Origin of the sequence: Brucella daejeonensis (assembly GCF_014199265.1) — a bacterium.
GTDB lineage: Bacteria > Pseudomonadota > Alphaproteobacteria > Rhizobiales > Rhizobiaceae > Brucella > Brucella daejeonensis.
The window spans coordinates 311653-329843 of record NZ_JACIJG010000001.1 but is presented as its reverse complement, the minus strand read 5'-3'; the positions used below and the strand labels follow the sequence as shown (position 1 = coordinate 329843).

The window sequence follows — 18191 nt, the reverse complement described above, 5'->3', positions numbered from 1 at the left end:
AATGGCGACTTCTGGAACAGATACCATGATCGTACTCGGACTAACCGGCTCCATCGGGATGGGAAAAACCACGGCGGCAACCATGTTCGCCGAAGCCGGCGTGCCGGTTTATAGCGCCGACGATGCCGTTCACGCGCTTTATTCGGGCCGCGCCGCGCCGCTGATCGAGGCCGCTTTTCCGGGGACGGTGGAAAATGGCACGGTGGACCGGCAGAAACTTTCGGCGGCGGTTATCGGCAAGCCGGAGGCCCTGAAGAAGCTCGAAGCCATCGTTCATCCGCTGGTGCGCGAGGAAGAGGAAGCCTTCCGCCGCAAGGCAGGGCAGTCGGGCGTTGCCATCGCGCTCATTGATATTCCGCTCCTGTTCGAGACAGGCGCTGAAAAGCGCGTGGACAGGATCGTGGTGGTTTCGGCACCGGCCGAGGTGCAGCGCGCCCGCGTGCTGGCGCGTCCGGGCATGACGGAGGAAAAGCTCGACGCCATCCTCGCGCGCCAGACACCGGATGCCGAAAAGCGCGCCCGCGCCGATTTTATTATCGATACGAGCGGGAGTTTCGACGATCTGCGCCGCCAGATTGCGGAAGTCATCGCGAAATTGAGTGGAAAGCCCACCAGGGCAGCCGAATAGGCGCAATTGCCGTGCTATGATAACAGGGTGATTTTCGAGAGGTTCTTCCGGGGTGTTCTTCAATGCGTGAAATCGTTTTCGATACGGAAACCACCGGCCTTGAACGGCTGGAGGACCGCGTGATCGAAATCGGCGGCGTGGAACTGATCAACAAGTTTCCCACAGGCCGCACTTTTCATAAATTCATCAACCCGCAGGGCCGTCAGGTTCATGCCGAGGCGCTCGCCGTGCACGGCATCAGCAACGAGCAATTGCTGGACAAGCCGACCTTTGCTGAAATTCTCGATGAGTTTCTGGAATTTTTCGACGGCGCCAAGCTGGTCGCGCACAATGCCATGTTCGACCTCGGTTTCATCAATGCCGAACTGGCGCGGCTGAACCGGGCCGAGATCGCTTCGGAACGCATCGTGGACACGTTGGCGCTCGCGCGCCGCAAACACCCGATGGGGCCGAATTCCCTCGATGCCCTGTGCAAGCGCTACGGCATCGAAAATTCGCACCGCACATTGCACGGCGCGTTGCTCGATTCCGAGATTTTGGCCGAAGTCTATATCGAACTGATCGGCGGCAAGCAGACGGCGCTCGGTCTCAGCGTGGACGGTGCCTCGGGCGGCAGTACGGCTGGCGGCGGAGCGTCCATCGTTATTCCTCCGCGGCCGCAGCCGCTCCCTCCCCGCGTTTCGGAAGCCGAACGCGCCGCCCATGCGACGCTTATGGACGGACTGGGCGACAAGGCGATCTGGAAAAAGTATCTCTCTTAGAGCATGTCTCCCAAAAGTGGGAACCGCCTACGCGGGGAAATCAGTCCACTGGACTGATTTCTAGTCCCGCTTCGATGGGATAAAGACATGCGTAAAAACAAAAGCTTAAAGCGTGTTGCCTGAATACCATTGAACGCAACACGCTTTAGAGCGGTTCCCGTTTATCCGACGCAAAACCGCTTCGCACTTTTGCTGGATATGCTCCCGGAACAAAAAAGCCCGGCTCAGCCGGGCTTTCCTGCATCATGAAGCCTGCAATCAGCTCTTGACGGCGGCCTTGGCCTGTTCTTCGGCCATGCGGCTCTGGAACATCTGCGCAAAATCGATCGGGTCGATCATCAGCGGCGGATAGCCGCCGTTGCGCGTCGCGTCGGCGACGATCTGGCGCGCGAACGGGAACAGGAGACGCGGGCATTCGATGAACAGAAGCGGCAGCATATGCTCCTGCGGGATGCCCTGAATGCGGAACACGCCGCCATAGACGAGTTCGGTGTTGAAGAGTACGTCCTTGCCGTCGACGGCCTTGGCTTCCAGCGTCAGGACGACGTCGAAATCCGTTTCGGAAAGCGGATTGGTGTTCACATTGACATTGATGTTGATGGAAGGCGCTTTTTCGCGCGGGCGCAGCGACAGCGGCGCGCCCGGGCTTTCGAAGGACAGGTCCTTGACATATTGCGCCAGAATGTTGAGGGACGGCTCGGCCGTCGCGCCATTGCCGTTCTTTACTTCGCCCGCGGCCTTATCGCTCATTATCGGTATGCCTTCTTCCGGTGATTCAACTTCGTGTCTCCCGAAAGCCGCTGCCCATGGCGGCCCGCTCCCGGAAGTCGGAATGTTTGGCTAGCATGTGAGCGGTCACGAGGCAAGAAAGGCTTTCAATGTTAGCATTCAGCGATCTTCGTGGCCGTCTTTCCGTGACGGGTTTTCGTCGGACCGGGTGGAATAATCGTCCGGATCGAGGTCGATGACATGGTCCTGCTGCGGCTGCCGATAATGGCCGTAGCCTTCGGAATAGCGTGTCGAGGTGGCGACCACCATGCGGCCGCGCACAAATTTTTCCCATACCGCATCGCGGATGAAGGGAATGAACAGCAGGATGCCGACGGCGCTGGTCACGAAGCCCGGCACGATCAGCATGATCGCCGCCAGGACGAGCATGGCGCCATGCACCATTTCGCGATCCGGCACGCGGCCCGCCGCCGCTTCGGTGCGGATGCGCTGGAGAAGCCCGATGCCCTGCACGCGCAGAAGATAGAAGCCCATGACGGCGCTCAGGATCACGAGGCCCAAAGTCGCGAGAACGCCGATCTTGCTGCCGATGATAACGAAACCGGCAATTTCGACGAATGGCATCGCCAGCATGATGAAAGGGGCGAAAGAGGAGGACACGGAGGTTACGACCTTTATTGTTGGGTTCGTGTTTCAGTTCCGATCGGACTCTTATGGAGTCTGGCCGGGAAATGCAGCTTTTTCAGGTTCCAAACGAAATCGAAACTGTCTGTCATGCAATATCAAATAGGTACGCGTGATCGGGATTTGAATGATGACGTAAGCCGATCTATATGTATGGAATACAAAACAGGGATAGGGAAGGCGAAACGCCTCATCCTCCAATCAGCGGCAGGCGGCATGGAATTTTTTGATTTTGGCACGATTTTCTTCTTCATCGCAGCGGTGATCATCTTTCTCCAGCTGAGGAATGTTCTTGGCCGTCGCACCGGAAACGAAAAGCCGCCCTTCGACCCCTATACATCGGCCCGCAGCGCCGACGCCGCGCCATCCGGCGCCGAGACGGACAATGTGATTTCCCTGCCGCGCCGTGCGGGTGAAAAGGATTTCACGGCCATCGACAAGATTGCCCCGGCCGGTTCGCCGGTCAATGATGGTTTGCGCGCGATTCAATCCGCCGATCCGGCTTTCGATCCCGCCCGTTTCGTGGATGGCGTCAAGATCGCCTATGAAATGATCGTGATGTCCTTCGCCGACGGTGACCGCAAGGTTCTGAAGAACCTGCTTTCCAGGGATGTGTTCGACGGTTTCGTTTCTGCCATCGACGAACGCGAGGCCCGTGGCGAAAGTGTGCGTTCCTCTTTTGTCGGCATCGACAAGGCGGAAATCACCAGCGCGGAAATGAAGGGTTCCGACGCGCATGTCACGGTCAATATCGTCAGCCAGATGATCTCCTCCACCTTCGACAAGGACGGCAAGCTGATCGATGGCGACCCGGACAATGTGCTTGAGATCAAGGATCTGTGGACATTCTCCCGCGATACGCGCGCGCGCGATCCGAACTGGAAGCTTGTCGCGACCGAAGCGGAAGATTAAGAGAGCCTTGTGAATCGGGCCGCTGACCCACCTCAGCGGCCTTTTTGTTTGTGTATAGCTAGACGGATGCGGCAGTGAACGACTTGGCGAGGATTTTGCGCCCGGTGGCTTTTTCCGATTGTCCGGGCTGGAGCCGGGACGATCAGTCCGCCGCTTTCGCCGCTTTTCGCCGTTCCGCCGACCATGCTGAACACGGGCGCTATAAAAGCGGAAGCCTCGGCATCGGTTTCGAGGCGCTGTCGCCCGTCTTTGCCGCCGCGCGCAGGCTCGACCGGCCCGGCCCGGCGGAAGCGCGCGCCTTCTTCGAACGGCATTTCGTTCCCTGCCGGATCGTTCCCGATGCGGGGCGCGGTTTCGTGACCGCCTTTTACGAGCCCGAAATCGAGGCCTCGCTCGTACCGGACGATCGTTTCAAGGTGCCGTTCCTGCGCCAGCCGGACGATCTGGTGAAAGTGACGGAGGAAAACCGCCCGGCGGACCTGGACCCGTCCTTTGCCTTTGCGCGTCAGGGCGCGGACGGTCTCGCGGAATATGACGACCGCCGCATGATCGAGCGGGGAAGCCTTTCGGGGCGCGGGCTGGAAATCGCCTTCGTCGCCGACCGGGTCGATGCGTTTTTCGCCCATGTGCAGGGCGCGGCGCGCCTGAAACTCGTCGATGGCGGAACCACGCGCATCACCTATGCGGCCAAGACCGGGCATCCTTTTACCGGCATCGGCGGCATTCTGGTTGCCAATGGCGAAATTCCGGCTTCCGGCATTTCCATGCAGACGATCCGTCGCTGGCTGGCCGAACACCCCGACCGGGCGGACGATCTTATCTGGCGGAACCGTTCCTATATCTTCTTCCGCGAGGCGCCGGTGGATGACCCCGAATTGGGTCCGGTTGCCGCCGCAAAAGTTCCGCTCACCGCCGGGCGCTCGCTTGCAGTGGACAGGCTGCTTCATACTTTCGGGACGCCGATCCATGTCAGCGCGCCGACGGTGACGGTGTTCGACGGCAAGCCCTTTGCCCGTCTGATGATCGCACAGGATACGGGAACGGCAATCGTCGGCCCGGCGCGCGGCGATCTCTTTGCCGGTTCCGGCGACGTTGCGGGCGAGATCGCGGGCGGCGTCAGGGAAGAAGCGGATTTCCATGCGCTGGTTCCGCGTACGCTGGTGGAGGGCTGACCGGGATGGCGCGCGAGACCGACAGGCCTGAAAAGGATTATCTGCGACCCGAAGACCGTATTCTGTGGGAAACGGTGGCGAAAACCGCGAAGCCGCTCGCCAGGCGCAAGGCGAAGCCCGACGAGCTTCCCGACTTCAAATCGTTGATGGCGGAAGAGGAAAAGCAGCCTGCTCAGTCCAGGGTCCAGCCTGCGGCAGAGGAGCGCAAGCCGAAAAAGGGCCTGTCGTCGCTCGGCGAAATGCAGATCCAGCCGCTCGACAGGCCGACCCATCGCAAGATCGCCAAGGGACGCGTCGATATCGAGGCGCGTATCGATCTTCACGGATTGACCCAGAACGAGGCGCACGGCCTGCTCTACGGTTTTCTGGTCAGCGCCCATGCGCGCGGACTGCGCCATGTGATGGTGATCACCGGCAAGGGACGCTCTTTCGGCAGCGAGGGGGTTTTGCGCCAGGCCGTGCCGCACTGGTTTTCCACGCCGCTGTTCCGGCTGCTGGTCAGCGCCTATGAGGATGCGGCGCGGCATCATGGCGGTCACGGTGCGCTCTATGTGCGGCTTCGCCGTCACACGCAGACCGTATTGCCCGGGGGGAGCGGACAGCGATGACACCGTTTGGAAAACGCCTGCGCGAATTGCGCGAGGAGCGCGGCGTGACGCAGAAGGACATGGCGGCGGCGCTCCGCGTTTCGCCGGCCTATCTGTCGGCGCTGGAACATGGGCGACGCGGACAGCCCACCTGGGACCTGCTCCAGCGTATCATCACCTATTTCAACATCATCTGGGACGAGGCGGAAGAATTGCAGAATCTTGCCGCCGTGTCGCATCCCCGCGTGGTGATCGACACGTCGGGCCTGTCGCCGCAGGCAACCGAACTGGCCAATCTTCTGGCGCGCAATATCCGCATCATCGACCGCGAGACGATCAGGCATCTGAGCGAAGAGATCGAGGCGGCGCGAAAACGCCGCCGGGGCATCAGGCCGGTCTAACCGCTGTGATCAGAACAGGGCCTTCAATTCGTCCAGCTTGGAATTGACCAGCCAGCCGTAATAATTCTCCTGCGGGAACGCCGGGTCCTGTCCGGCGGCCTTGCGCCGGGCGTTTTCACTGGCGAGCGCGCGGGCGCGGGCTTCCGCTCCGCCGGTATTGTAGAGCGTCGCCGTAATGCCCGGATTTCTGGAAATGTCGAAATCGGCGATCCGGCGATAGGCATTGATCGACTGTTTCAGCGTCGCCGCGATATAGGGCAGCGTCAGGTCCGGGTCCATGATCGTCTTGTAGACGGCATTGCCGTCTTCGGCGTCGAGCTTCGGCAGGCCGGAAACGCGGTTCACCATGTCCGACATCTGAAGCGCGGTCAGCGGATTGATCTGGCCGAGGCCGAAAGTCTGGCCCGCATAGAAAGGCTGGAAGAAAACGGCGCTGAAACGGTTGTTCGGATAGGCTTTGCCGCCGACCGAACGCCCACGGAAACTTCTGTTCCACACATTCTCGCGGCAGGTCCACAGCGAATAGCTGTCCTTGAACTTCAGGCAGCCGGAAAATTCGGGCCGCTTGATGAACTGGCCGATGCTTTCGCCATTATAGCCGAAGCTCACACCCTGGCTCACATAGGACATGGCCTTGACGTAATAGGTCTGCAGCCGGTCATAGACATCCACATTATAGGTGTGCTCGCCGACGATCGCGCCAGCCATATGGATCGGATCGATGCCATAGGCGGCGGCGGTCGAGCGTATCTTGGAGCGCAGCGAGGCGTCTTTCTTCAAAAGACCGTAGATCTTCTGGTATTTCTTTTCGAAGGTCGTGCTCAGTTCCCGCGTGCGCTTGGCGGATGCGCCGGGAATGGGCGGCTGTTCGGCGCTGCGATTGCCGGGAGGCACGACCGTTGCCGCATAGGCGCCCTGACTGGCGACAATGAAGGCGAGGCAAAGGCCAGCAATGCGGTTCAGTGATCTGGTCATTGTGCGGAAGCAGCCCCAACATGGTGAATTTCGCCGGAAAATAGAAAACCCCCCGATGCAAGTCGAGGGGTTTCTTTCCGCGATCATGAATGTGACCGGAGCCGTGGCTTTCCGGTCACTTTTATATTTACAGAATGAAGCGCGACAGATCGGTGTTCTTGGCAAGACCGCCGATCTTCTCCTTCACGTAAGCCGCGTCGATGGTGAAGACCGCGCCGGTTTTGTCCGGGGCCGTGAAGGAGATTTCGTCGAGAACCCGCTCCATCACCGTCTGCAAGCGGCGTGCACCGATATTTTCGACCGAGGCATTCAGATCGACGGCAATATCGGCGAGTGCGTCGATGGCGTCGTCGGAGAAGGTGAGCTTCACCTCTTCCGTCTCCATCAGGGCGATATACTGCTTGATCAGGCTCGCCTCGGTTTCCGTCAGGATGCGGCGGAAATCCTCGCGTGTCAGCGCGGAAAGCTCCACGCGGATCGGCAGGCGGCCTTGCAGTTCCGGCAGGAGGTCGGACGGCTTCGAAACGTGGAAAGCGCCGGATGCGATGAACAATATGTGGTCGGTCTTCACCGGCCCGTATTTGGTCGCAACCGTGGTGCCTTCGACGAGCGGCAGGAGATCGCGCTGCACGCCTTCGCGCGAGACGCCCGCACCCATGCCGCCTTCCCGCGACGCGATCTTGTCGATCTCGTCGATGAACACGATGCCTTCGTCCTCGGTGACGCGCATGGCCTCCTGCACGATCTGGTCCTGGTCGAGGAGCTTGTCGGACTCGTCATTGATCAGGATCGCATAGGAATCCTTGACCGTGGTCTTGCGCGTCTTGGTGCGCCCGCCCATGGCCTTGCCCAGCATGTCCGACAGATTCATGACGCCGATATTGGCGCCCGGCATACCCGGAATCTCGAAGCTCGGGCCGGAGCCGGTATCGGCGACCTCGATTTCGATTTCCTTGTCGTCCAGCTCGTTGCCGCGCAGCTTCTTGCGGAAACTGTCGCGGGTGGCGGGGCTTGCAGTCTTGCCGACCAGCGCGTCGAGCACGCGTTCCTCGGCATTGAGATGCGCCTTGGCCTTCACGTCGTCGCGACGCTTTTCGCGCACCAGCGCGATGGCGACTTCGACCAGGTCGCGGACGATCTGCTCGACATCGCGCCCGACATAACCCACTTCGGTGAACTTGGTGGCCTCCACCTTGACGAAAGGCGCACCGGCGAGCTTTGCGAGACGGCGTGAGATTTCCGTCTTGCCGACGCCGGTCGGCCCGATCATCAGGATGTTCTTCGGCATGACCTCTTCACGCATCTGCCCTTCGAGCTGCTGGCGGCGCCAGCGATTGCGCAAGGCGATGGCCACGGCGCGCTTGGCGTCGTTCTGGCCGATGATGAAGCGGTCGAGTTCCGAAACGATTTCGCGGGGGGAAAAATTACTCATGATGATAACCCGGTTCTGTATGGAAAAGGCTTGCGAATGAGGGCCGCGCGTTGGGGCGCTGCCGCAAGTCTCATTCCGCGTCCAGGCTTTCCACGATGATATTGTGGTTGGTGTAGATGCAGATATCGGCTGCGATCCCCATCGCCTTGCGGGCAATGTCCTCGGCCGTCATGTCGGTATCGACCAGCGCGCGCGCTGCGGCCAGCGCATAATTGCCGCCCGAACCGATGGCCATCACGCCCTGCTCAGGCTCCAGCACGTCGCCCGTGCCGGTCAGCGCCAGCGTGACCTTGCTGTCGGCCACCAGCATCATGGCTTCCAGCTTGCGCAGGTAACGGTCGGTGCGCCAGTCCTTGGCCAGTTCCACCGAGGCGCGCATGAGCTGGTCGGGATATTGTTCGAGCTTGGCTTCGAGGCGCTCCAGAAGGGTGAAGGCGTCGGCGGTCGCGCCGGCAAAACCGGCAATGACGTTGCCCTTGCCAATGCGGCGAACCTTTCGCGCATTGCCCTTCATGACGGTGTTGCCCAGCGATACCTGCCCGTCACCGGCAATGACAACCTTGCCGCCCTTGCGGACGGTGACGATCGTTGTGCCGTAAATCGTTGTGGGATTGTGGTCGATCATGGATGCTCCTTTGGCGATCCGCGTCATCCCGGACGGCGAAGACGCAGATCCCTTTCTATGCGGTTATACGCATTTCGAATTGATTATTTAAGAATGCATTGCCGAATTGCAAATGCCAAACCGGCAAAAGCATTTGGCAAAGCGGGCAAGCTGTTCTAGAACGCCTGCAATATCGTAGTGAGGAAGGCTTATGACTGCTGAAAGCACCCGTAAGGCAAGTATCGAACGCTCCACGAAAGAGACGAGCATTGCCGTTTCCGTCGATCTGGATGGCGTCGGCAAGTTCGACATCACCACCGGCGTCGGCTTTTTCGATCACATGCTTGAGCAGCTTTCGCGACATTCGCTCATCAATATGCGCGTGATGGCCAAGGGCGATCTGCATATCGACGATCACCATACGGTCGAGGACACCGGCATCGCGCTGGGACAGGCGGTGGCAAAAGCCTTGGGCGAACGCCGTGGCATCGTGCGCTATGCCTCGATGGATCTCGCCATGGACGACACGCTGACGGGCGCTGCCGTCGATGTGTCGGGCCGCGCCTTTCTGGTCTGGAACGTCAATTTCACCACGCCCAAGATCGGCACGTTCGACACGGAACTGGTGCGCGAATTCTTCCAGGCTTTCGCCATGAATGCGGGCATCACGCTGCATATCAACAATCATTATGGCGCCAACAACCACCATATTGCGGAATCGATCTTCAAGGCCGTGGCGCGGGTTCTGCGCACGGCGCTCGAAACCGACCCGCGCCAGAAGGACGCCATTCCCTCCACCAAGGGCTCGCTGAAAGGGTAAGCCATGGCGCAATTCGTCGTTCTTGAACCGGACAATACTCAAGGCTTTGAGAAAACCGTGTTCGTGCGCGACGGATTCCATGTGCTGGGGCTTCTCGTGCCGTTCATCTGGCTGCTGGTCCAGCGTCTGTGGTTCGAAGCCTTCGCCGTCATGGGCGTCACGATCCTGCTCGGTCTCGTCGCGACCCGCTTGGGCATTGCCGATGCGGTGCCTCTCCTCTCCCTGATCGTGTCGCTCTTCGTGGCGCTCGAAGGGGCGCAATGGAAGATCGCCAAATTGAGACGGCAGGGTTTTGTCGAAAGCGCTGCCATCGACGCGGGCAATCTGGACGAGGCTGAAATCCGTTATTTCACGGAAAAAGCCGCTTCGGTGGAAGGCGTTGCCGAAATCCCTGCGCCGAAACCGTCCTTGCCCCGCGAAACCCCGCGTCCCACCTATTCCTCTACTGGCTCCACCATCGGATTCGTGGGCCATCGCGGAGAAAACTGAAAATGCGTGTTGCAATCATCGATTACGGTTCCGGCAATCTTCGCTCAGCCACCAAGGCTTTCGAGCGCGCTGCCCATGAGAGCGGCGTGAAAGCTGAAATCGACCTGACCGCCGATGCCGACCGCGTCGCGTCGGCTGACAGTATCGTGCTGCCCGGTGTGGGCGCCTATGCGGATTGCCGCCGCGGCCTTGACGCCGTTCCCGGCATGGTGGAAGCGCTGGAAGATGCGGTTTTGAAAAAGGCCCGCCCCTTCCTCGGCATCTGTGTCGGCATGCAACTCATGTCGGAACGCGGGCTGGAAAAGGAAGTCACGGAGGGGCTTGGCTGGATTGCGGGCGATGTGCGCGAAATGACGCCATCCGATCCGGCGCTCAAAATTCCGCAGATTGGCTGGAACAGGATTCACGTGAAACAATCCCATCTGGCACATCCGATCTTTGACGGAATCGACACCGGCGAGAACGGCTTGCATGCCTATTTCGTGCATTCCTATATGTTCGATGCGAAAAACCCGAATGAAGTGCTTGCCGTGACCGATTATGGCGGCGACGTCACCGCGACGGTCGGTCGCGACAATATGGTCGGCACGCAGTTCCACCCGGAAAAGAGCCAGCTACTCGGCCTTTCGCTTATTGCCAATTTCCTGAAATGGAAGCCCTGAAAGACATGATTCTTTTCCCCGCCATCGATTTGAAAGACGGTCAATGTGTGCGCCTGAAGCTTGGCGACATGGATCAGGCCACCGTCTATAACGCCGATCCAGCCGCGCAGGCCAAGGCTTTTGAGGATCAGGGTTTTGAGTGGTTGCATGTGGTCGATCTCAACGGTGCTTTCGCCGGCGAGAGTGTCAATGGCCAGGCTGTCGAATCCATCCTGAAAGCCACGAAAAATCCGGTGCAGCTTGGTGGCGGTATCCGCACGCTGGCCCATATCGAAAGCTGGCTTTCGAAGGGCTTGCGCCGTGTCATTCTCGGCACCGTTGCCGTGCGCGACCCGGCGCTGGTGATCGAGGCCTGCAAGGAATTTCCGGGACAGGTCGCTGTCGGCATCGACGCCAAGGGCGGCTATGTGGCCGTCGAAGGCTGGGCGGAAGCATCCGAACTCGGCGTTGTCGAGCTTGCCAAAAAATTCGAAGGCGCTGGCGTTGCGGCCATCATCTATACCGATATTGACCGTGATGGCGTTCTGGCTGGTATCAACTGGGATTCGACGCTGGCGCTGGCCGAAGCCGTTTCCATTCCGGTGATCGCATCGGGCGGCCTCGCCTCGATGGATGACATTCGCCGCCTCGCTGCGCCCGATGCGGCGAAGCTCGAAGGCGCGATTTCGGGTCGTGCGCTTTATGATGGGCGTATCGATCCGACTGAGGCGCTGGCCGTTTTGAGGGCATCGGCATGACTTTGAAAGCACGCGTAATTCCCTGCCTCGATGTGAAAGACGGCAGGGTTGTTAAAGGCGTAAACTTTGTCGACCTGATCGATGCGGGCGATCCGGTGGAAGCCGCCCGAGCCTATGATGCGGCGGGCGCGGACGAACTGTGCTTCCTCGACATCACGGCGTCTTCGGACAATCGCGAGACAATTTTCGATGTCGTGGCCCGTACAGCTGAACAATGCTTCATGCCGCTCACCGTTGGCGGCGGCGTGCGTCAGGTTTCCGATATTCGCAAGCTGCTTCTGGCCGGGGCCGACAAAGTGTCGATCAATACGGCAGCGGTGAAGAACCCTGAATTTGTCGCGGAAGCCGCCGACAAGTTCGGCAATCAGTGCATCGTGGTTGCCATCGACGCCAAGAAGGTTTCGGCGCCAAGCGAAGCCGACCGCTGGGAAATCTTCACCCATGGCGGTCGCCAGACGACCGGCATCAATGCGGTGGAATTCGCGCAGAAAGTGGTGAGCCTTGGCGCAGGCGAAATCCTGCTGACTTCGATGGATCGTGACGGCACCAAGGCCGGTTACGATGTCGCGCTGACGCGGGCCGTGGCCGACAGCGTGCGCGCTCCGGTGATTGCGTCCGGCGGCGTCGGCAATCTCGATCATATGGTGGCGGGCATTCGCGACGGTCACGCGACGGCGGTGCTTGCCGCTTCGATTTTCCACTTTGGCACCTATACGATCGGCGAGGCAAAACGCTATATGGCCGAAGCTGGCATTCCGATGCGGCTCGATCCGGTGCGCTGACAATACATAGGAAATACCACGATGAGCGAGTTTACGCTTTCCGACCTTGAACGCATTGTGACCGAGCGCGCCTGCGTGACGGACGGATCGTCCTATACGGCAAGCCTTGTCGCCAAGGGCCAGACCAAGGCATCGCAGAAGCTGGGCGAGGAAGCGGTGGAAACCGTGATTGCCGCCGTATCCGGCGACCGCGCAGGCGTGATTTCAGAAAGTGCCGATCTGCTTTATCACCTTCTGGTGGTCTGGAAGATCGCTGGCGTTCCGCTGGAGGAGGTTCTTGCAGAATTGCGCCGCCGCACGACGCAGACAGGCCTTGAGGAAAAAGCGGGGCGCTCAAAGGGCTGAATATTCATGTGGGAAAAAGTCGATCAGCTAACGCCGTCGCGTTACTCGCCCTATCGCTTCTTTTCGGCGCAGGAATGGGCCGGATTTCGTGCGGACACGCCCCTCACCCTGACCTATGAGGAAGTCAAGCGGCTGCGCTCGCTGGGCGATCCGATCGATCTTGACGAAGTGCGGCGCATCTATCTGTCGCTGTCCCGACTGCTTTATGCCCACGTCGAGGCAAGCCAGCTCCTGTTCCGCCAGCGCCAGCAATTCCTCAATATGGAAGAGCGCTTCAAGACGCCCTTTATCATCGGCATTGCCGGTTCGGTGGCGGTCGGAAAATCCACCACGGCGCGTATCCTGAAAGAGCTTCTGGCGCGCTGGCCTTCAAGCCCCAAGGTCGATCTGGTGACGACGGACGGCTTTCTCTATCCCAATGCCGTCCTGCGCGAGCAGAACATGATGGAGCGCAAGGGCTTTCCCGAAAGCTACGATGTCGGCGCGGTCCTGCGTTTTCTGTCGGCGATCAAGGCCGGGATGGGCCATGTGCGCGCGCCGCTTTATTCGCATCTGAGCTATGACATAATGCCCGGCGAATACCAGATCGTCGACAAGCCGGATATTCTGATCTTCGAGGGCATCAATGTGCTTCAGGTGCGCGATCTGCCCGAAGACGGAAAGATGGTGCCCTTCGTCTCCGATTTCTTCGATTTTTCGATCTATATCGACGCGGATGCGGAGCTGGTGCACAAATGGTATATTGACCGCTTCATGCGTTTGCGCGAGACGGCATTCGTCAATCCGCAATCCTTCTTCCATCGCTATTCGCAGCTTTCGGAGGATGCGGCGCGCTCCATCGGTGAAGGCCTGTGGAACAATATCAACATGAAGAACCTGCGCGAGAATATCCTGCCCACGCGTCCGCGTGCCGATCTGATCCTGCGCAAGGGCAGCGATCATCTGATCGAGGAAGTGGCGCTTCGCAAAATCTGATAGAGATTTTGCAGGTTGGAATCCACCATGCCCTCCCCGATTATTAACAGGTTGATTTTCGACGTCTCAAACGAGTAGTATGATTATGCAATTCAAATATTTTCATTTAAAATTGTGTAGAAAATTCTTGAACTGCTTAACTTAATTATATTTATGAAGGTAAAATAATGAAAAGCATATTCATTACAGCAATAATAGCATTTGTATCATCAACAAGCGCGTACGCTGATGGTACAATTTGCCCAAGTAAGGGCTATGTAGCTGATAATTTACAGATTAACTATATTAAACAAAATTGGGGTGGAAGTGATCAACTTCGTATTGGTGTTGTAACGTCCAACGGACATCAATCTGAAATGTTTTCATCTTATTATACAAACACAGATGCAGGGAAGGCGACATTGTCTCTCGTTTTATCCGCCTACCAATCACAAGTGCCGGTATCACTATACTGTGACAGTAATAATAATTTTGGCTCAATTATATTTGGCATTGTGAATTAATAATTATTGATTTCAATGTATTACGGTAAACCTAACCACACGGCGGATTGAGGCCATCAGCAGTCGCAATGATGGCCTCATAACCCTTGGTAAGGCGTCGGCATCGTCCAAGCTAGACGGCCTTCGCTCGACAACCCATCCGTGCGCGCGACCGCGAAACCCCTTGCGCCGCGAGGCGCTTGAGAATTTCAATAGTTGGCCTTCATGCAGAGCGTCTTCTAGTGTTTCTCCGACATAACGCCGATCGGCGAACAGATGGGCGAGTGTTAGAGCATGTCTCCCGAAAGTGGGAATCGGTTTCGGGATAAAGATATGCGTAAAAACTAATGGATAGGGCGGCTCCAATGACTCCAATTTAAATGAAACAGCTCTGGAGCGCCAATCTGATCCAATCAGATCGGCGCTCTAATATGAAATATATTATTAAATGGATGTAATTATGAAAAGCATAAAAGATACTATTATTGTAATTTTAGCGGCTCCTTCTTTATTTGTTCTTCCAACGGGGAGTTCCTTTGCAAACGGTGACGCTCCTGCAAGGATTACTCGCAGCGGTTATAATCTTAACTTTGCTTCCGACAGGGCTGATCAGCCATATTTGCCCTTGGAGAACGCAAACAGGGAACTTACGGACTTTGGGCGCGGCTCAGAATATCCAGTCAATCTATCGCGACATCATATTATTCCACTTAATACACTAGTTGCGTTTTATAATAAAATTGTGAGTAATGGTGAACTGGAGCAATTTAAATTTTTTTTTAATAGTTTTGCGGTAAAACTTTCTAGTTTTGCGGCGAATGTGAACCCAAATGATCGCTGCAATTCTGCCAGCATTGCAAATGGCAATCAAGCGGCGAATGTTTCTTTCGCGATAGCCGGTGGCGATGCACGAAATGACAATACTGCAGCTCGAGTTGAAGGTTTTGATTCTTTCCAGGAATGGTATTCATGGATGCCCTTTAATCTGTTTGTTGGGCCCTCATCAGACTTTCGTGTCGACGATCCTGGCGAAGGTTTTGAGATCAATTCTAATGTAATTGTCGGTCAGGATGCATATAATCGTTTATCTGAAATTTATAACAGAATGAATGAATACTTAGATTCAGCCCCAGGAATGGCCAGGAACTCACTACACACTATAGCGAATAGGATGGTTATACTCATGAAAAAGACGTCTGTTTACCCGTTGGTTGCGTCTCAATGGACAGAGGTCGCGGACGCCAAGGGTCACCCGATGTATAAAATCAAAACACCCAAGGCCGGAGTTGATGCTGATTTGCCTACAGTGAACAATGAGGCCGTGTGTCCAGAGGCAAAACGTATGGGTATTGAGATACAGAGTTTTTATTCGTATTTTCCGAGGGATGAATTGTAGGCGGCTAGGCACTGTCTGCATTTATGGATTCCCAATTTGTTGGAATTCTGATTCAAGGTAGTTGAAGGAGATGAAGATATGCGTCGACTTTGCACCGTTCCCGGCGTCGGACCCGTAACCGCCGGCGCGATCCTCGCATTTGCTCCAGATCTTCGCGCATTTAAGAGCGGTCGGAATTTTGCTGCCTGGCTTGGCCTTGTGCCCAGGCAGCACTCCACGGGGCATTGCCAAGTTGTTTGATGGCGGCATTTTGGTTATTGATGCCCCATGAAATTACCAAGCGCTTTTCCCCGGTTGAAGGGTTTTCGATTTCCGCGTGAGATTGTGGCAATGCCCATCCTCATCTGTTCAGTCGAAGGAAACCTTGCCCCTGCCCTTCTTGATGTCGGCGCGGCCTGACTTGGCCTTCAGCCGCCGCTCGACGGAACCTTTGGTGGGTCTGGTTTTCTTGCGCGGCGGCGGTGGTGGTTCCGCTGCCTTGGCGATCAGCGCGATCAGCCTTGCGCGCGCATCCTCGCGGTTGCGTTCCTGGGTGCGGAAGCGATTGGCCTCGATGAGTACATCGCCGTCCTTGGTGCCGCGCTGACCGGCAAGCTTGAACAGGCGGGTTAGAATATCTTCCGGCAGGCCGGAGCGGGCTGCGCGAAAACGCAATTGCACCGCGGTCGAAACCTTGTTGACGTTCTGCCCGCCGGGACCGGAGGCGCGAATGAAGCTTTCCTCCAGATCCTCCTCGCGGATCGTCAGGCGTCTGGTGATGCGGATGATGTTCCGGTTCTCTTCCATGGCATGGAGAGATATACCGCTTTGCGTCTCTTATACAAAAGAAAAACCCGGCCTTTCAGCCGGGCTCTTCCCTCCTCTTCAGGATCGGTCCCGATTATTCGGCAGCGACGCGAACGGCCGGTGCGGCATCCTTCACTTCGTGATCGACATGGCTTTCGAACTTGCCGAAATTCGTCACGAACATATCGACAAGCTTCTTGGCCTGCACGTCATAGGCGGCCTTGTCGGCCCAGGTCGAACGCGGATCGAGAATGGACTTGTCCACGCCCGGTACATCGACCGGAACGGCGAAGCCGAAATTCGGGTCGGTGCGGAATTCCGCATTGTTCAGCGAACCATCGAGGGCTGCGGCCAGAAGCGCGCGGGTTGCCTTGATCGGCATGCGCTTGCCGACGCCATAGGCGCCGCCGGTCCAGCCGGTGTTGACCAGCCAGCAATCCACCTTGTGTTCGGCGATCAGCTTGCGCAGCAGATTGCCGTATTCCGACGGATGGCGTGGCATGAACGGAGCGCCGAAGCAGGTCGAGAAAGTGGCTTCCGGCTCGGTGACGCCCTTTTCGGTGCCTGCAACCTTGGCCGTGTAGCCGGACAGGAAGTGGTACATGGCCTGCGCAGGCGTCAGCTTGGCGATCGGAGGCATCACGCCGAAAGCGTCGGCGGTGAGCATGATGATGTTCTTCGGCTGGCCGCCGGTGCCGGTCTTCGAGGCGTTCGGAATGAAGTCCAGCGGATAGGCGCAACGGGTGTTTTCGGTCAGCGAACCGTCGTCGAAGTCCGGCTGGCGGTTTTCGTCGAGAACGACGTTTTCAAGCACGGTGCCGAAACGCTGCGTCGTGGCGTAGATTTCCGGTTCTGCTTCCGCCGAAAGGCGGATGGTCTTGGCATAGCAGCCGCCTTCGAAATTGAAGACGCCATGTTCGCCCCAGCCATGTTCGTCGTCACCGATCAGCGTGCGGCTCGGATCGGCCGAAAGCGTGGTCTTGCCGGTGCCGGACAGGCCGAAGAACACGGCGGTGTCGCCGTTCGGGCCTTCGTTGGCCGAGCAGTGCATCGGCATCACGCCCTTGGCAGGCAGGATGTAGTTGAGCGCGGTGAAGACCGACTTCTTGATTTCACCGGCATAGGACGTGCCGCCGATCAGAACGATGCGGCGGGCGAGATCGACCGCGATCACGGTTTCGCTGCGCACGCCATGGCGTTCCGGGTCGGCCTTGAAGGATGGCAGGTCGATAATCGTCATTTCCGGCACGTAGGAAGCAAGGTCTTCCTGAGCCGGACGGATCAGCAGGTTGCGGATGAACAGCGAATGCCAGGCATATTCGGTGATGACGCGGGCATTGATCTTGTTGTCGGCATCGGCGCCGCCGATGAGATCCTGAACGAAAAGATCCTTGGCCTTGGCATGTTCGATGAAGTCGGCATGAAGAAGATCGAAGGCTTCCGGCGTCATCGGCTTGTTGTTGTCCCACCAGACATTGTCTTCGGTGGTGGCGTCGCGCACGACGAATTTGTCTTTCGGCGAACGGCCCGTATGCTGGCCGGTGCGGGCAACGACCGCGCCCTGTGCCGTCAGTTCGGCCTCGCCGCGACGGATCGTCTCTTCATAGAGCCGTGCCGGTCCCAGATTGTAAAAGACTGCGGAGAGTTCCTTCAGTCCAGAAGTCGCAATCGAAGCGGCCGTGTTGTGAATGCCGGTCTCTTTCATGGTGTCTCCGCATGTCCGTTTGACAGATTGATAGCTCTCTTTTCCAGCCCTTCCGATTGGGCGCGAAACAGAGGATGGCAGTCAGAAACAGATTAATCGTGACAATTCAAACATTTAATCGATTTAA

Annotated in this window: 22 protein-coding genes and 1 pseudogene; 16 read left to right on the top strand and 7 right to left on the bottom strand. The window is 57.8% G+C overall.

The window, feature by feature from the left end:
• The first annotated feature begins 25 nt into the window (after positions 1 to 25).
• Positions 26 to 628, top strand: coding sequence for a dephospho-CoA kinase (gene coaE, locus FHS76_RS01545; RefSeq protein ID WP_183647036.1), 603 nt, complete (start codon positions 26 to 28; stop codon positions 626 to 628).
• A gap of 62 nt (positions 629 to 690) precedes the next feature.
• Positions 691 to 1389 carry a DNA polymerase III subunit epsilon gene (dnaQ, locus tag FHS76_RS01540; RefSeq protein WP_183647032.1) on the top strand — a complete coding sequence of 233 codons (699 nt, stop codon included), beginning with the start codon at positions 691 to 693 and terminating at the stop codon, positions 1387 to 1389.
• Positions 1390 to 1647: 258 nt separating this feature from the next.
• Here the strand turns inward: dnaQ and secB are convergent, their stop codons facing one another.
• Both secB and FHS76_RS01530 read right to left on the bottom strand, forming a co-directional pair.
• Positions 1648 to 2139: a protein-export chaperone SecB gene (gene secB, locus FHS76_RS01535; RefSeq protein WP_183647029.1), complete on the bottom strand. Its 492-nt coding sequence runs from the start codon at positions 2137 to 2139 to the stop codon at positions 1648 to 1650.
• 138 nt (positions 2140 to 2277) lie between these two features.
• Positions 2278 to 2778, bottom strand: a complete 501-nt coding sequence (locus FHS76_RS01530; protein WP_183647026.1) for an FxsA family protein — start codon at positions 2776 to 2778, stop codon at positions 2278 to 2280.
• 240 nt (positions 2779 to 3018) lie between these two features.
• On the opposite strand from FHS76_RS01530, the gene FHS76_RS01525 reads away from it, so the two are divergent.
• The 4 genes from FHS76_RS01525 (at position 3019) to FHS76_RS01510 (ending at position 5874) form a co-directional block, all read left to right on the top strand.
• Positions 3019 to 3714, top strand: coding sequence for a Tim44/TimA family putative adaptor protein (locus FHS76_RS01525; RefSeq protein ID WP_183647023.1), 696 nt, complete (start codon positions 3019 to 3021; stop codon positions 3712 to 3714).
• A 74-nt stretch (positions 3715 to 3788) separates the two neighbouring features.
• Complete coding sequence (gene mltA / locus FHS76_RS01520) at positions 3789 to 4886, top strand: murein transglycosylase A (RefSeq protein ID WP_183647020.1); 1098 nt, start codon at positions 3789 to 3791, stop codon at positions 4884 to 4886.
• Positions 4887 to 4891: 5 nt separating this feature from the next.
• Positions 4892 to 5494, top strand: coding sequence for a Smr/MutS family protein (locus FHS76_RS01515; RefSeq protein ID WP_183647017.1), 603 nt, complete (start codon positions 4892 to 4894; stop codon positions 5492 to 5494).
• The gene (locus tag FHS76_RS01510) at positions 5491 to 5874 is read left to right on the top strand and encodes a helix-turn-helix domain-containing protein (RefSeq protein ID WP_183647014.1); all 384 of its coding nucleotides are present in this window, start codon (positions 5491 to 5493) and stop codon (positions 5872 to 5874) included. The genes FHS76_RS01515 and FHS76_RS01510 overlap by 4 nt, the downstream gene beginning before the upstream one ends.
• A gap of 9 nt (positions 5875 to 5883) precedes the next feature.
• Here the strand turns inward: FHS76_RS01510 and FHS76_RS01505 are convergent, their stop codons facing one another.
• The 3 genes from FHS76_RS01505 to hslV all read right to left on the bottom strand — a co-directional run bounded on the left by FHS76_RS01505 (position 5884) and on the right by hslV (position 8906).
• Positions 5884 to 6849, bottom strand: coding sequence for a DUF1402 family protein (locus FHS76_RS01505; protein WP_183647011.1), 966 nt, complete (start codon positions 6847 to 6849; stop codon positions 5884 to 5886).
• A gap of 127 nt (positions 6850 to 6976) precedes the next feature.
• Positions 6977 to 8281 (bottom strand): ATP-dependent protease ATPase subunit HslU, encoded by a 1305-nt coding sequence (hslU, locus tag FHS76_RS01500; RefSeq protein ID WP_183647007.1) that lies wholly within the window; start codon positions 8279 to 8281, stop codon positions 6977 to 6979.
• A 70-nt stretch (positions 8282 to 8351) separates the two neighbouring features.
• Entirely contained in the window at positions 8352 to 8906 is a 555-nt protein-coding gene (gene hslV, locus FHS76_RS01495) for an ATP-dependent protease subunit HslV (protein ID WP_183647004.1), read from the bottom strand.
• A 190-nt stretch (positions 8907 to 9096) separates the two neighbouring features.
• On the opposite strand from hslV, the gene hisB reads away from it, so the two are divergent.
• The 10 genes and pseudogenes from hisB to FHS76_RS01445 form a co-directional block, all read left to right on the top strand.
• Positions 9097 to 9705 carry an imidazoleglycerol-phosphate dehydratase HisB gene (gene hisB, locus FHS76_RS01490; protein WP_183647001.1) on the top strand — a complete coding sequence of 203 codons (609 nt, stop codon included), beginning with the start codon at positions 9097 to 9099 and terminating at the stop codon, positions 9703 to 9705.
• Positions 9706 to 9708: 3 nt separating this feature from the next.
• On the top strand, positions 9709 to 10194 hold the full coding sequence (locus FHS76_RS01485; protein WP_183646998.1) for a DUF2628 domain-containing protein: 486 nt from the start codon (positions 9709 to 9711) through the stop codon (positions 10192 to 10194).
• Between the two features lie 2 nt (positions 10195 to 10196).
• On the top strand, positions 10197 to 10856 hold the full coding sequence (gene hisH, locus FHS76_RS01480) for an imidazole glycerol phosphate synthase subunit HisH (protein WP_183646995.1): 660 nt from the start codon (positions 10197 to 10199) through the stop codon (positions 10854 to 10856).
• Between the two features lie 5 nt (positions 10857 to 10861).
• Positions 10862 to 11593: a 1-(5-phosphoribosyl)-5-[(5-phosphoribosylamino)methylideneamino]imidazole-4-carboxamide isomerase gene (hisA, locus tag FHS76_RS01475; protein ID WP_183646992.1), complete on the top strand. Its 732-nt coding sequence runs from the start codon at positions 10862 to 10864 to the stop codon at positions 11591 to 11593.
• On the top strand, positions 11590 to 12375 hold the full coding sequence (gene hisF / locus FHS76_RS01470; RefSeq protein ID WP_183646989.1) for an imidazole glycerol phosphate synthase subunit HisF: 786 nt from the start codon (positions 11590 to 11592) through the stop codon (positions 12373 to 12375). Before hisA ends, hisF begins: the two co-directional genes overlap by 4 nt.
• Positions 12376 to 12396: 21 nt before the next feature.
• The gene (locus tag FHS76_RS01465) at positions 12397 to 12720 is read left to right on the top strand and encodes a phosphoribosyl-ATP diphosphatase (RefSeq protein ID WP_183646986.1); all 324 of its coding nucleotides are present in this window, start codon (positions 12397 to 12399) and stop codon (positions 12718 to 12720) included.
• 6 nt (positions 12721 to 12726) lie between these two features.
• Positions 12727 to 13695, top strand: a complete 969-nt coding sequence (gene coaA / locus FHS76_RS01460; RefSeq protein WP_183646984.1) for a type I pantothenate kinase — start codon at positions 12727 to 12729, stop codon at positions 13693 to 13695.
• Positions 13696 to 13862: 167 nt separating this feature from the next.
• The gene (locus FHS76_RS01455; protein ID WP_183646981.1) at positions 13863 to 14198 is read left to right on the top strand and encodes a hypothetical protein; all 336 of its coding nucleotides are present in this window, start codon (positions 13863 to 13865) and stop codon (positions 14196 to 14198) included.
• A 439-nt stretch (positions 14199 to 14637) separates the two neighbouring features.
• Positions 14638 to 15573: a hypothetical protein gene (locus tag FHS76_RS01450; RefSeq protein WP_183646978.1), complete on the top strand. Its 936-nt coding sequence runs from the start codon at positions 14638 to 14640 to the stop codon at positions 15571 to 15573.
• 69 nt (positions 15574 to 15642) lie between these two features.
• Positions 15643 to 15795: pseudogene (locus tag FHS76_RS01445) on the top strand (transposase); the annotation flags it as partial.
• Positions 15796 to 15921: 126 nt separating this feature from the next.
• On the opposite strand, the gene arfB reads toward FHS76_RS01445, so the two are convergent.
• Together arfB and FHS76_RS01435 are read right to left on the bottom strand one after the other, a co-directional pair.
• Positions 15922 to 16359 carry an alternative ribosome rescue aminoacyl-tRNA hydrolase ArfB gene (arfB, locus tag FHS76_RS01440; protein WP_183646975.1) on the bottom strand — a complete coding sequence of 146 codons (438 nt, stop codon included), beginning with the start codon at positions 16357 to 16359 and terminating at the stop codon, positions 15922 to 15924.
• A gap of 94 nt (positions 16360 to 16453) precedes the next feature.
• Positions 16454 to 18064 carry a phosphoenolpyruvate carboxykinase gene (locus FHS76_RS01435; protein ID WP_183646972.1) on the bottom strand — a complete coding sequence of 537 codons (1611 nt, stop codon included), beginning with the start codon at positions 18062 to 18064 and terminating at the stop codon, positions 16454 to 16456.
• Between the last annotated feature and the right edge of the window lie 127 nt (positions 18065 to 18191).